Annotated in this window: 7 protein-coding genes; all 7 read right to left on the bottom strand. The window is 40.8% G+C overall.

The window, feature by feature from the left end; all coding sequences use genetic code 11:
* Nucleotides 1–17: 17 nt before the first annotated feature.
* Nucleotides 18–6,977, bottom strand: coding sequence for a KxYKxGKxW signal peptide domain-containing protein (locus HED61_RS05865; RefSeq protein WP_234981415.1), 6,960 nt, complete (start codon nucleotides 6,975–6,977; stop codon nucleotides 18–20).
* A gap of 159 nt (nucleotides 6,978–7,136) precedes the next feature.
* Nucleotides 7,137–8,249, bottom strand: coding sequence for a UDP-galactopyranose mutase (gene glf, locus HED61_RS05860; protein ID WP_176333182.1), 1,113 nt, complete (start codon nucleotides 8,247–8,249; stop codon nucleotides 7,137–7,139).
* A 227-nt stretch (nucleotides 8,250–8,476) separates the two neighbouring features.
* A complete protein-coding gene (gene eno / locus HED61_RS05855; protein ID WP_003127565.1) occupies nucleotides 8,477–9,778 on the bottom strand; it encodes a surface-displayed alpha-enolase in 1,302 nt (433 codons plus the stop codon).
* A 111-nt stretch (nucleotides 9,779–9,889) separates the two neighbouring features.
* Nucleotides 9,890–10,645, bottom strand: coding sequence for a triose-phosphate isomerase (tpiA, locus tag HED61_RS05850; RefSeq protein WP_003127564.1), 756 nt, complete (start codon nucleotides 10,643–10,645; stop codon nucleotides 9,890–9,892).
* 69 nt (nucleotides 10,646–10,714) lie between these two features.
* On the bottom strand, nucleotides 10,715–11,905 hold the full coding sequence (locus HED61_RS05845; protein WP_003127563.1) for a phosphoglycerate kinase: 1,191 nt from the start codon (nucleotides 11,903–11,905) through the stop codon (nucleotides 10,715–10,717).
* A gap of 99 nt (nucleotides 11,906–12,004) precedes the next feature.
* Entirely contained in the window at nucleotides 12,005–13,006 is a 1,002-nt protein-coding gene (gene gap, locus HED61_RS05840; RefSeq protein WP_003127561.1) for a type I glyceraldehyde-3-phosphate dehydrogenase, read from the bottom strand.
* A 40-nt stretch (nucleotides 13,007–13,046) separates the two neighbouring features.
* Nucleotides 13,047–14,084 carry a sugar-binding transcriptional regulator gene (locus HED61_RS05835; protein WP_003127560.1) on the bottom strand — a complete coding sequence of 346 codons (1,038 nt, stop codon included), beginning with the start codon at nucleotides 14,082–14,084 and terminating at the stop codon, nucleotides 13,047–13,049.
* Between the last annotated feature and the right edge of the window lie 135 nt (nucleotides 14,085–14,219).

The following is a 14,219-nucleotide window of genomic DNA, read 5'->3' as shown; positions in this document are numbered from 1 at the left end:
CAACTTCATCGCTTCGATCAGCGGTCAAACGGTTTTGGTTTGACCGCTGGTCGAAACGATGAGATACTCACCCGCTGGAATCTCGAAAAAATTCTCACAAATCGTGTCCGAGGTATTGACTCAAATCCATCACTGATCGACGTACTTGCGCTTGTTGACTCACTAATACTTGCAGATGTTGACTCGCTAGCTGACGTACTCGTACTTGTCGAATCACTGTTGCTTACGCTTGTGCTGCCACTGTAACTTGCGGAATCACTCGCGCTTAATGATGCAGAAATACTTGTACTCAATGAGGATGATTCACTGATTGATGTACTTACGCTTGTTGAGTCACTAATACTTGCAGATGTTGATTCGCTAGCTGACGTACTTGCACTTGTCGAATCACTGTTGCTTACGCTCGTACTACCGCTGTAACTTGCAGAGTCGCTCGCGCTTAATGATGTCGAAATACTTGTACTCAATGAGGATGATTCACTGATTGATGTACTTACGCTTGTTGAGTCACTGTTACTTGCAGATGTTGATTCACTAGCTGACGTACTTGCACTTGTCGAATCACTGTTGCTTACGCTCGTACTACCGCTGTAACTTGCAGAATCGCTCACACTTAGTGATGCAGAAATACTTGTACTCAATGAGGATGAATCACTGATTGACGTGCTCAAGCTTGCTGACTCGCTGATACTTACGCTAGTGCTTAGTGATGATGAGTCACTGATTGATGTGCTTACGCTTGCGGATTCACTATTACTGATACTTGTGCTTACAGATAATGAATTACTGATCGACGTACTTGCGCTTGTTGAATCGCTATTACTTACGCTCGTGCTACCGCTGTAGCTTGCAGAATCACTCGCACTTAGTGATGCGGAAATACTTGTACTCAATGACATAGAGTCACTGATCGACGTACTTATGCTTGTTGACTCACTAATACTTGCAGATGTTGACTCGCTAGCTGACGTACTCGTACTTGTCGAATCACTGTTGCTTACGCTTGTGCTGCCACTGTAACTTGCGGAATCACTCGCGCTTAATGATGTCGAAATACTTGTACTCAATGAGGATGATTCACTGATTGATGTACTTACGCTTGCGGATTCACTATTACTGATACTTGTGCTTACAGATAACGAATCACTGATCGACGTACTTGCGCTTGTTGACTCACTAATACTTGCAGATGTTGATTCGCTAGTCGACGTACTTGTGCTTGTCGAGTCACTGTTGCTTACACTTGTGCTGCCGCTGTAACTTGCAGAATCGCTCGCGCTTAATGATGTCGAAATACTTGTACTCAATGAGGATGATTCACTGATTGATGTACTTACGCTTGTTGAGTCACTGTTACTTGCAGATGTTGATTCACTAGCTGACGTACTTGCACTTGTCGAATCACTGTTACTTACGCTTGTGCTGCCGCTATAGCTTGCAGAATCACTCGCACTTAGTGATGCAGAAATACTTGTACTCAATGAGGATGAATCACTGATTGATGTACTTACGCTTGCGGATTCACTATTACTGATACTTGTGCTTACAGATAACGAATCACTGATCGACGTACTTGCGCTTGTCGAATCACTGTTACTTACGCTCGTACTACCACTATAGCTCGCAGATTCGCTCGCACTTAATGATGCCGAAATACTTGTACTCAATGAGGATGAATCACTGATTGATGTACTTACGCTTGTTGAGTCACTGATACTTGCAGATGTTGACTCACTAGCTGACGTACTTGCACTTGTCGAATCACTGTTACTTACGCTTGTGCTGCCGCTATAGCTTGCAGAATCACTCGCACTTAATGATGCAGAAATACTTGTGCTCAATGATGATGAATCACTGATTGACGTGCTCAAGCTTGTTGACTCACTGATACTTGCAGATGTTGATTCACTTGCTGACGTACTTGTACTTGTCGAATCACTGTTACTTACGCTTGTGCTGCCACTGTAACTTGCAGAATCACTCGCACTTAGTGAGGCGGAAATACTTGTACTCAATGACAATGAATCACTAAGTGAGGTGCTCAAGCTGGTTGACTCACTGATACTTACTGATAGTGAATTGCTTGCAGAAATACTTTCACTTGTTGAATCGCTATTACTTACACTCGTACTGCCGCTGTAACTTGTTGATTCACTTGCACTTAGTGATGTCGAAACGCTGACACTCACTGAGGATGAATCACTAAGTGAGGTACTCAAGCTCGTTGAATCACTAATACTTACCGATAAAGAATCACTAGCTGATATGCTGGCACTGATTGAGTCACTGATACTTGTAGATGTTGATTCGCTAACTGACGTACTCACACTTGTCGAATCACTGTTACTTACGCTCGTACTACCACTATAGCTCGCAGATTCGCTCGCACTTAATGATGCCGAAATACTTGTACTCAATGAGGATGAATCACTGATTGATGTGCTCAAACTGGTTGACTCACTGATACTTACTGATAGTGAATTACTTGCAGAAATACTTTCACTTGTTGAATCGCTATTACTTACACTCGTACTGCCGCTATAGCTGGCTGATTCACTACTAGACTCACTATTACTATCGCTAATGCTCAATGACATCGACGTACTAATTGAATTTGAGAGCGATTCTGACTCCGATAAACTTTCGGATAAACTCATGCTTGCACTCAACGAATCAGAAATAGATTCACTTAAACTAATGCTTTCACTGAGGGAAGAAGAATCCGATTCACTGATAGCGACAGATAATGATTCTGATGCTGAAATACTTTCTGATACTGAGTCACTTTCTGACAGAGATAGTGACGTGGATTCACTTAGTGATTCCGAGAGTGAAACTGATACTGACTCTGATAAAGATAAACTTTCAGAATCACTTGTACTGTTGCTCAATGATCCAGAAACAGACGCACTTAAGCTGGAACTATCACTTTCCGAATCAGACTCTGATACACTAGCTGATATAGATAACGATTCTGATGCCGAAAGGCTTTCTGACATTGAATCACTATCCGATAATGAAATAGATGTTGAAATACTTTCAGATAGGGATTCTGACAACGATTCTGAATCACTAATAGAAATTGATAGAGACATTGATTCGCTTTCTGAAATAGATGTAGATAACGAACCACTTTCTGAGTCTGATACCGAAACAGATTCACTGATAGAAAGAGACGTTGACTCTGAGTCACTCAATGAAATCGAAACCGATTCTGAATCACTTAAAGAAGTTGAAGTAGAGATTGATGTTGACAATGATTCAGAAGTCGAGTCATTCATGTCAGATTCACTTTCTGAAATAGACAATGACACTGAGTTGCTCTCTGAATCTGATACTGAAACAGACGCACTAATTGATGTAGAAATTGATTCTGAATCACTAACAGAGATCGATTCTGATAATGAGTCACTTTCTGAAATTGATTGAGAAAGAGAAACACTTTCTGACTCAGAAGTAGAAGTAACAATGGATTCTGATAATGATTCGCTTCCCGAAATAGACTCGGACGTAGACAATGATACCGGGTCTTGTTCATAATTGACCGTAAACATCTGTGGCGAAGAATCCGTTTGAGATGCTCCATTGCTGGTAGTATCAAAAGTTTGATTGGCAGCCATAGCTTCCGCTAATGTATTGTAGACTACTCCATCTGGTCCTGTAACCGTATAGATATACCCGTTTCTCTCTAAATCTGCATCAGTCACCCCAAGAGTGAAACTTTCATTTGAAACACCGGAAGTACCATATTTTCCAACAGTGACAGTTCCTGGGATTTGCTCAAATGCTTCCCCTGTAGCAGGATCTGATTCAGGTTGATTATTACCAACGACACCGACTTCTTGATAGGATGGATAAAGAGTGATCGTAATAAATTGTTGATCACTGTCTGTTGTACTGCCATTATTACTAGTACTATCAAAAACAAATGTTCCAGTTTGATCTGCATAATAACCAGCTTGAGTTAGGTAATCCGCGATTAAGTCAGAATAGCTTAGTTCTTGACCAGTCGTCCCATTGATAGCAACTGTGCCAACTTGGTTTTGTAATGGACGGCCATCTGAATTAACAAAAGTTACATTGACAGTTTGTGTGTCTGCTGCAACGTAAATGGTTGTCAGACTCGCTTCAGTTCCGACTGTAGTAGATCCAGGCTGTACATTGCTATTCAATACGGCACCTGTTGCATAATAGTAACCCGGAGGCAAATTAGTCGAAGTATAGTAACTATTTGTCCAATCGATAACATTCCCATAGTTTGCAGGAATTCTATCTGTTCCGGAAGCTTCGGTACCAGCATTCATATACTCAGAAGAGATTACTTGACCAGTCTTAACGTCGACATATTGGTACTGAACCGAATGATTGGCAACACCATATACATAAATATTATAAGTATAATTTGTGTTCTCCATTGGAACAATCGCAACCGTCGCTTGCCCATAGCTGTCCCCATTATCGGCATTAGTCGTACTATCTCCGCCGCTTTGACCATCATTTTTAGCTGAACTAGCAACTTGGGTACCGATTGCCCACATATAATTTTCAGGCATTAACTCATTGGCATACTCCAATGTTTGCAAATCAAGATACTCACCAATGTAATTAACGTCTGGATCAATTGGCATATCAACAGTTTTAATAATATTGCCGTACTGATCAACATAATTTACGGTTACGGTTCCTGGCGCAATCGCAACAGTCGCTAATTCACGGGTAGAAGTGTCTACAATGTTAGATGTAGTAACATTTCCAGCCGTATCTTTAATAGTTGTTGTCGAACCTGAAATAGTCATTTCCACGAATTTTAAGTTACGGTTGCCTTCTGGAGCAGCGGTTTGGCTACTGCTGCCTTGCCATGTACTGATCTGAGAATTATTCATGACAAATGTTCCCGAACCGGTAATCAATCGACCTGCCGAAACAGCTCCTGAAGAAGTTAGACGGGCTAAGTGCAATGCCCGCGGTGAAATAAAGCGAACTGTTGCACCGGAAGCCACGTTCACAACAGTGTTGGCATTCCATTGTTGCAGATCAAGTACCGTTCCTGCATTAAATGTAACAACCGCTCTATTCGTGACGTTTAGCGAGTTGGAACCTACTGTACGAGTTGCCGTCATTTGAAGATTTTGACCAAAAGTTGCGGTTCGGTCATTTGATTGACTTCCCGAGTAACGAGAAAAATCGAGTAGCATTTGGAAACCGTCTTGTTTCCAAGTTACGTCATCTCCGACAGTAATTGAGTTAAATCCATAATAGACAAGGGGATAGTTGTTGCTGTTATAGGTACTAAGCTCGTTTCCAATAATTGTCGCGCCATCGCCCACTTTAAAGGTGTGATTGAATCCTGTATCACTCGCATTATTGCCACGGATTGCCATATAGTAAAACATGGAGTAGCCGGTAGTACCAGCTGTCCGATTCAACTCTACATGGGCTCCGTTAGCGATTGCTACTTCACCAATTTGCATCAATTCTTGTTTGACATTTGCGATGACTTTACCTGATAAAGTAACGTGACTGTCCTCTGCATCCAGCAATCGTCGTGGTTGGTAAGCGGTATCTGTCCCGCTAACACCATCTCGGCCTTCGAGAGTCACATTATTGATATTGAAGTACCAGTACCCATAACCTCCGGTTGCTGATCGTGAATCGATCACTCCATCTGCATTACCTGTGCCACTGTCTCCTGAGTTGGTACCTGATTGCCAATGAATCAAATTCACATCTGTGATCGTAAAGATAGAACCGCGAACTGTAGAACTTGTCCCTACATTAAATGCTGCTCCTGCCATATTGACTGTAAACCCATTACCGTCAATAATCACACTCGTTGCCCGCCATCCTAAATCACGGGTAGCCACATTGGTAGCTGCCGTAATATTAGCGGTTACCTCAATATAGGTAATCGAAGCATTTCCATATGCTGCTTTCAGCGTAGCCCAGTCATTCACTGCTGCATAAGTGCCATTAGCAATAGCTGTTTGCTTGTATAATTCCTTATTTTTCACTTGGTCCGGAACATCAACCGTCACCCCAGAAGGTGAATTGGTTTTGTTACCATCGTTGATTGCCTGCTCAAATTCTTCTCGGCCCATATCTGGATCCGCAGAAACATTGATTTTAACAATCTGCCCTGATTGGGTGGTGATGGCAAAACTAGCAATCAAATTATTGGCACTAGCATATTGTTGTGCTGCCCGAATCAAAGATGTGCTTGGTGATTTGCCATCTTTGACAACAATTTCTAATGCATTCGTCGTGGTGTCAACCGACGCTTGTACTTTCTTGGGTACTAATTGATCGAAGAGATCTTGTGCTTTTTGTGACTCCACTTTATTTTTTTCGGAAACAGTTTGTTTTGGTTGGTTCTTTTGACTTACTGAAGTTGAATGAGAGCCACTTGTCGATTGTGACAACGATAGACTTGTCGATTCTGAGGCACTTGACGACAATGAGCCACTTTCAGAAATCGAGGCACTTTCAGAGATACTCAAACTTTCTGATTCAGATCCGCTCTTCTCTTCCGAAAGACTCATTGATTCAGAAACACTTTGAGATGCCTCGATACTGGTAGCATTGTTTTCAGTTTCTGAATCACTCCTACTCTGTGATTCTGTTACACTCGTTGACTCTGTCGCACTTTGTGACTGGGTGTTGCTTTCGGATTCAGAAAAACTTTCCGATGGACGCATGCTTTCAGATTGTGAAGTAGCCTCACTTTCTTGCGTCGATGAAGCAGGAATTTTGGCATTCGTTTTATTTGCCAAGACGTTCTCGGCATTTGCTTCTTTACTTGCATCTAAAGGCGGTGTGATTTCTGAAGCATGCGCCACGATTGGTGTGATACTCAATCCAGCAATGCCAGTAAAAGAAGTGATCGTTGCATAGACCCAATGTTTTCCGCTTTTATACATCTTGTAGCGTTCACTCTTATTGGAGCGTAGCAACTTTCGATAATTATTCTTTTTACTCATTACGTTTATTTTTCTCCCCTTTCATAAAACTATTTTTATAAGCTTCCCCTAGTCCTATTTTTAAAAGATAGGACAATTCATTATTTCATAACTAGTAAAAAAGTTACGTTTTGTCCCAGAATCGGGACAAAAAAAGAGCAACCTCTTCCATAAAAGAAGTTACTCTGCTTGAAATTCATGTTTGACTAGTTTTAAAGCGGCTGCAATCGTATCATCCATATCATAATAACGATAGTTTGCTAGACGCCCACCAAATAAACATTTTTTTTGCTGATGCGCTAATTTTTCATACTTGCGATACAGTGCATGGTTGATTTGATCGTTAATTGGGTAGTAAGGAATGTCTCCCTTCCGCCAAGTTTTTGGAAATTCTTTCGTGACAACTGTTTTTTTTGTCACAACTGGACAAAAATGTTTATGCTCAATGATTCGCGTATAGGGCGTTTGACTGTCTGTAAAGTTCATGACTGCTGTTCCTTGATAATTATCTGTATCATATGTTTCAGTTTCAAAATTTAAAGAACGATAGGCCAACTCCCCGTAACAATAATCAAAATATTGGTCAATCATTCCAGTATAAACAATCTTCTTGGTTGATGCTTCATGACGCGTACGGTCTGCAAAAAAATCAGTTTCTAAAGAAACTTCAATCAGTGGATTTGAAAGCATTTTTTGAATCATTTCTGTATAGCCCAATTTTGGAATGCCTTGAAAAGTATCCGTAAAATAATTGTTGTTAAATGTATACCGGACCGGCAGTCTTTTAATAATAAAAGAAGGTAGCTGAGCACATCCTCGTCCCCACTGTTTTTCCGTATAGCCTTTGATCAGCTTATGATAAATATCTGTCCCCACCAAAGAAAGAGCTTGTTCTTCTAAATTTCGGGGTCTTTTTATTCCTGTCTTTTCAATTTGAGCCATTAGTTTGATGCGAGCTTCATCTGGTCTTTTGGTTCCCCATAATTGGTAAAACGTGTTCATATTGAAGGGGAGATTATATAGCTCACCTTTATAGTTTGCAATAGGTTCATGAATATAGGGATAAAAATCAGCAAACTGATTGACGTAGTCCCAAATTTTTTTGCTCGATGTGTGAAAGATATGCGCACCATATTTATGTATGTCAATTCCGACTTGTTTTTCTGTATAACAGTTGCCACCAATATGTGCTCGTTTTTCCAACATTTTCACCGAGTGTCCCCGTTTAGCTGCTTCATAAGCAAAAACCGAGCCAAATAGTCCTGTACCAACGATTAGATAATCATACACCATGTATTTCTCCTAAATTTATTTTTTCTTTTATTATAGAGTTTCGCTAAACCAAAACTATAATTTCTTTTTTTAGAAAAAGAAAATAAAGAAGAAAAGACTGCTCTCTGTTCCATGAGAAAAATAAGTCTTGATTCAAATCACTTAATCCAGACAGCAAAAAAGCTCTGAAATCACAGCGGTTGTTAAATCAACCGCTGCTCTTTCAGAGCAATGTAATCATCGAAAGATTATTTGTTTTTCAAGTTGTAAAAAGCTTGCAAGCCTTTGTATTCAGCAACTTCACCAAGTTGGTCTTCGATACGTAGTAATTGGTTGTATTTAGCAATACGGTCAGTACGTGAAAGAGAACCAGTTTTGATTTGGCCAGCATTTGTTGCAACTGCGATATCAGAGATTGTTGAATCTTCTGTTTCACCTGAACGGTGAGAAACAACGGCAGTATAACCAGCTTCTTTAGCCATTTCGATCGCATTGAATGTTTCAGTCAATGTACCGATTTGGTTTACTTTGATTAGGATTGAGTTACCGATACCGTTTTTGATTCCTTTTTCAAGGATTTCAGTGTTTGTAACAAACAAGTCGTCACCAACTAATTGAACTTTGTCGCCTAGGCGTTCAGTCAATAGTTTCCAACCATCCCAGTCGTTTTCATCCATACCATCTTCGATTGTGATGATTGGGTATTTGTTAACTAACTCTTCCAAGTAGTCAACTTGTTCTGCAGCTGTACGTTTCACACCGTTTTCGCCTTCAAATTTCGTGTAGTCGTACACGCCATTTTCGTAGAATTCAGAAGAAGCACAGTCAAATCCTAGGTAAACGTCTTTACCTGGTTCTAAACCAGCAGCTTTGATAGCTTCTAAGATTGTTTCAACACCATCTTCAGTTCCTTCAAAACGAGGAGCGAAACCACCTTCGTCACCTACTGATGTTTCTAAACCACGTTTAGATAAGATTGATTTCAATGCATGGAATACTTCAGCACCCCAACGTAGACCTTCTTTGAATGTAGGTGCGCCTACAGGCAAGATCATGAATTCTTGGAAAGCGATCGGAGCATCTGAGTGAGATCCGCCGTTGATGATGTTCATCATAGGTGTTGGCAATACTTTTGTATTGAATCCGCCTAAGTAGTGGTATAAAGGTACTTCTAAATAATCAGCAGCTGCACGAGCAACGGCAATAGAAACACCAAGAATTGCGTTAGCACCTAATTTGCCTTTGTTAGGAGTTCCATCTAAAGCGATCATTGCTTTATCGATAGCCATTTGGTCACGTACATCGTAGCCGATGATTGCTTCAGCAATGACGTTATTTACATTGTCAACTGCTTTCGTTACACCTTTACCACCATAACGAGCTTTGTCGCCATCACGTAATTCAACTGCTTCGTGTTCACCTGTTGAAGCTCCTGAAGGAACCATTCCACGGCCGAAAGCACCTGATTCTGTGTAGACTTCTACTTCGATAGTTGGGTTACCACGTGAGTCTAGGACTTCGCGTGCGTAAACATCAGTAATAATTGACATGTTTTGTCTCTCCTTTGAGTTTGTTTTATCTTAAGGGAATCTCCCTTGCGAACATCTTAATTGTAGTGAAAAAAGCTGTTTTCTGCAAACAATATTTTCATGAGAATGAAATTATTTTACTGCATCCAACAATGCTAGGAATGAATCAGCTTGCAAGCTTGCGCCGCCAACTAATGCTCCATCTACATTTTCTTTTGCCATGTATTCTGCAATATTTTCAGGTTTTACAGAACCACCGTATTGGATACGTACAGCATCAGAAACTTCTTTACCGTATAATTTTTCAACTGTTTGGCGTACAACACCACAGATTTCATCAGCAATTTGTGCATCTGCTGATTTACCTGTACCGATCGCCCAAATTGGTTCGTAAGCAATGACTAGATTGCTGACTTGGCCATCTGTCAATCCTTCTAAACCGGCAGTGATTTGTCCTTCGATCCATTCAGCTGTTTTTCCAGCTTCATAAGTTTCTAAAGATTCACCACAACATAGGATTGGGATCATACCATTTGCGAAAATTGCTTTCGCTTTTTTGTTGATGTCTTCGTCAGTTTCATGGAAATATTCACGGCGTTCTGAGTGACCGATGATTACATAGTCAACACCTAAGTCAGCTAAAGCAGCTGGTGAAGTTTCTCCTGTAAAGGCACCTTCATTTTCCCAGTAGCTGTTTTGAGCAGCAATTTTTAATTCTGTACCTTCTGCAGCTGTTACTAATGTTTCCAAGAACAACGCTGGTGCTCCGATAACAGAATCTACTTTATCGTTGCTAGGAATTTTTGTTTTGACTGCTTCAGCAAATTCTTTTGCTTCTTTCGCAGTTTTATTCATTTTCCAGTTTCCGGCAATAATTGGTTTGCGCATTTTTCTGGCACTCCTTTGTTATTTAAGGGTCACGGCTGCTTATTGCAACGCAGCCGCGTCATTGCTTGATTATTTGTCGTTGATTGCTGCTAATCCAGGAAGAGTTTTACCTTCTAGAAGTTCTAAACTAGCACCGCCACCTGTTGAGATGTGAGTGAATTTATCAGCAAAACCTAATTGTTCTGCAGCTGCAGCTGAATCTCCACCACCGATGATTGTTGTTGCATCTTCAAGGTTTGCGATTGCTTCACAAACACCGATGGTACCATTAGCAAAGTTTGACATTTCGAACACACCCATTGGTCCGTTCCAAACAACTGTTTTTGCACCTTTTAATGTTTCAGCGAACAATGCAATTGTTTCAGGTCCGATGTCTAAGCCCATTTGACCTTCAGGAACATCACCAGTATGTTCTTCTGTTGGAACATCATTTGAAAATTCAGCAGCTGTGATTGAGTCAACTGGTAAAACAAGTTTATCGCCAGCTTTTTCGATCAATTCTTTTGCCAACTCAACTTTATCCGCTTCAACAAGAGAGTTACCAATTTCCATTCCTTTTGCTTTGTAGAATGTATAAGTCATTCCGCCACCGATCAAGATCTTGTCTGCTTTAGGAATCAAGTTTTCAATGACACCGATTTTGTCAGATACTTTCGCACCACCAAGAATCGCTACCATTGGACGTTTTGGTTCTTCGACTGCTTCACCAATAAATTTGATTTCTTTTTCCATTAAGAATCCAGCAACTGTTGGGATTCCTGTAGAAGCGATTCCGACGTTTGAAGCATGGGCACGGTGAGCTGTACCAAATGCATCATTGACAAAAACATCCCCTAATGAAGCCCAATATTTACCAAGCTCTGGATCGTTTTTGCTTTCTTTTTTGCCGTCCACATCTTCAAAACGAGTGTTTTCGAAAACAACAACATCGCCGTCTTTCATGTTGTTGATTGCTGCTTCCAATTTTTCCCCACGTGTTTCAGGAACGAAAGTCACTTCTTTGCCTAACAATTCGCCTAGACGTTTTGCTACTGGTGCTAAAGATTTGCCTTCTTTATCTGCTTCTTCTTTGACACGACCTAAGTGAGAGAAAAGAATTGCTTTTCCGCCATTTTCGATCACGTAATTAATTGTTGGAAGTGCTGCTTTGATACGAGTGTCGTCACCGATCACACCGTCTTTCAATGGAACATTGAAATCCACACGCACAAGAACTTTTTTATCTTTTAAATCGATATCTTGAACTGTCATTTTAGCCATGAACAGATTCCTCCTAATGTAATTGTTAAAAAAAGCGGAGAAGCGCGCTGCTTCCCCGCTTTCTCTTGCGATGGTTTAAATGAATGTACGACGCAAATCTTATAATTTAGCGAAGTATTCTAAAGTACGTACTAATTGTGCAGTGTATGACATTTCGTTATCATACCAAGCAACAGTTTTAACTAATTGTTTGTCGCCAACAGTCATAACTTTTGTTTGAGTTGCATCAAATAGTGAACCGTAAGTCATACCAACGATATCAGAAGAAACGATTTCGTCTGTGTTGTAACCGTAAGATTCGTTTGAAGCTTCTTTCATTGCTGCGTTTACTTCGTCAACAGTTACTTCTTTGTCAAGAACTGTAACTAATTCAGTTAATGAACCAGTTGCAACAGGAACACGTTGAGCAGCTCCGTCTAATTTACCGTTCAATTCAGGAATTACCAAGCCAATAGCTTTAGCAGCACCAGTTGAGTTAGGAACGATGTTTGCTGCAGCAGCACGCGCACGGCGGAAGTCACCTTTAGGGTGTGGTCCGTCTAGAGTCATTTGGTCACCTGTGTAAGCATGGATCGTAGTCATCAAGCCTTCGATCACACCAAATTTGTCATTCAATGTTTTAGCCATAGGAGCTAAACAGTTAGTTGTACATGAAGCACCAGAAATTACTGTTTCATCACCTGTTAAAGTTTCGTGGTTTGTGTTGTAAACGATTGTTGGTACATCGTTTCCGCCAGGAGCTGAGATAACTACACGTTTTGCACCAGCTGTTAAATGTTTTTCAGCAGCTGATTTAGAAGTGAAGAATCCAGTACATTCTAGCACGATTTCAACACCTAATTCGCCCCAAGGCAATTCTTCAGGGTTGCGGTTTGCTAGAACTTTGATTTCGTTTCCGTTCACGTTGAATGATCCTTCATGAACTTCAACTGTACCGTTGAAACGTCCTTGTGTTGTATCATATTTTAACAAGTGTGCTAACATTTTAGCGTCTGTTAAGTCGTTGATAGCCACAACTTCGATTCCTTCTACTTCTTGGATACGACGAAATGCTAAGCGTCCGATACGTCCAAATCCATTAATACCTACTTTAACTGTCATTTAAGATTTCCTCCTTATGAAAATCATAAAAATATTTATTTTAAAGGGTTGCCCCTTTTAAAATCTCATTGGCACAGGCTTCATCTGTGATGAGCCATGTTTGTTTTGGTGCATTTTTCATGTATGCATTGATCGCTTTGGCTTTTGATTTACCGCCTGCGATTGCGAAAATGATCGGCACGTTCTGCAAGTCCTTCAACTGCAGTCCGATACGAGGAATCTTATAAACGACCTCGCCTGCTTCATTAAAGAAATAACCGAAGGATTCCGCTACTGCATTCTTTTGTTTCAGCATCAGGATCTCTTTTTCTGACATCTTTCTTCGAGCTGCCATATGCAGTGCTCGTCCAATACTATGAATAACACAATTTGCTTGACTTATCAAGTTTAAGACATCAAGGATCGCTGGTTCTTTCAACAAAAATTCATAGGTGTTAGTGCTTAATTGTTCCGGTACAAATAGGGAACGATAATTACCATTGGTACGCATCGCCATCACTGATCCGACTGAATTTGCCTGAACATTGACTGCTTCTCCGATGCCCCCTCTGGCTGGGACAAACAAGTTATGGCGTTTGCCAGTTTCAAGATTGCCTAGTTCTTCGGCAACTTTTGCCATTGTCGTACCGCCCATCACAGCGATCGTATTCTCACCATCTGGCAGCAATAAGTCTAACGACTCATTAAGCAGCTGACCGAATTCAGCAATCACTTTCGGTTGACGGTCCCCATCACCGCTGGCAATCAAGCAACGATCAATCCCGAAGTACTCGGATAACCGCTTCTCTGTTTGATGCATGCCAAACAATTGATCCATCAAACTGCCGATTTTTGTATAGATTTCTTCGCCATAGGCCGTTAATTGCATACCGCTTTTAGACGAATCAATCAATTTAAGTTTTTTGAGGATATCCGTTTCAGACCTCAACACACGTTCCGTCATTGCTAAGCTTTCAGACAATGTCCGCCGCCCTACTGGTTGCATCCAATAGATAGTCCGTAAAATACGGTAACGTTCTTGAAGCACCGCGAGGATATCCGGGGTGATTGCCTCAATCAATTTCAATTCATCGAGCATTTTGCATCCTCCCGTTGGACTTTTTTTGTCCTACAATGACTTAAAATGACCCATCTATTCCAAAAAAAATTTAATTCATCTCTTACACCAATAATAGTAGCACTTCTGGACGCCTCATGCAACTATTTCAATTAT

The organism is Enterococcus gallinarum (assembly GCF_021496385.1).
Lineage (GTDB): Bacteria > Bacillota > Bacilli > Lactobacillales > Enterococcaceae > Enterococcus_D > Enterococcus_D gallinarum.
Note: the sequence above shows the minus strand (reverse complement) of the source record. Positions and strands in the feature narration are given on the sequence as shown.

Excerpts from the sequence above, each read along its gene's own strand:
- HED61_RS05835 (WP_003127560.1), bottom strand. The coding sequence starts at position 14,084 with ATGCTCGATGAATTGAAATTGATTGAGGCAATCACCCCGGATATCCTC.
- tpiA (WP_003127564.1), bottom strand. The coding sequence starts at position 10,645 with ATGCGCAAACCAATTATTGCCGGAAACTGGAAAATGAATAAAACTGCG.
- HED61_RS05865 (WP_234981415.1), bottom strand. The coding sequence starts at position 6,977 with ATGAGTAAAAAGAATAATTATCGAAAGTTGCTACGCTCCAATAAGAGT.
- HED61_RS05845 (WP_003127563.1), bottom strand. The coding sequence starts at position 11,905 with ATGGCTAAAATGACAGTTCAAGATATCGATTTAAAAGATAAAAAAGTT.
- gap (WP_003127561.1), bottom strand. The coding sequence starts at position 13,006 with ATGACAGTTAAAGTAGGTATTAATGGATTTGGACGTATCGGACGCTTA.
- glf (WP_176333182.1), bottom strand. The coding sequence starts at position 8,249 with ATGGTGTATGATTATCTAATCGTTGGTACAGGACTATTTGGCTCGGTT.
- eno (WP_003127565.1), bottom strand. The coding sequence starts at position 9,778 with ATGTCAATTATTACTGATGTTTACGCACGCGAAGTCCTAGACTCACGT.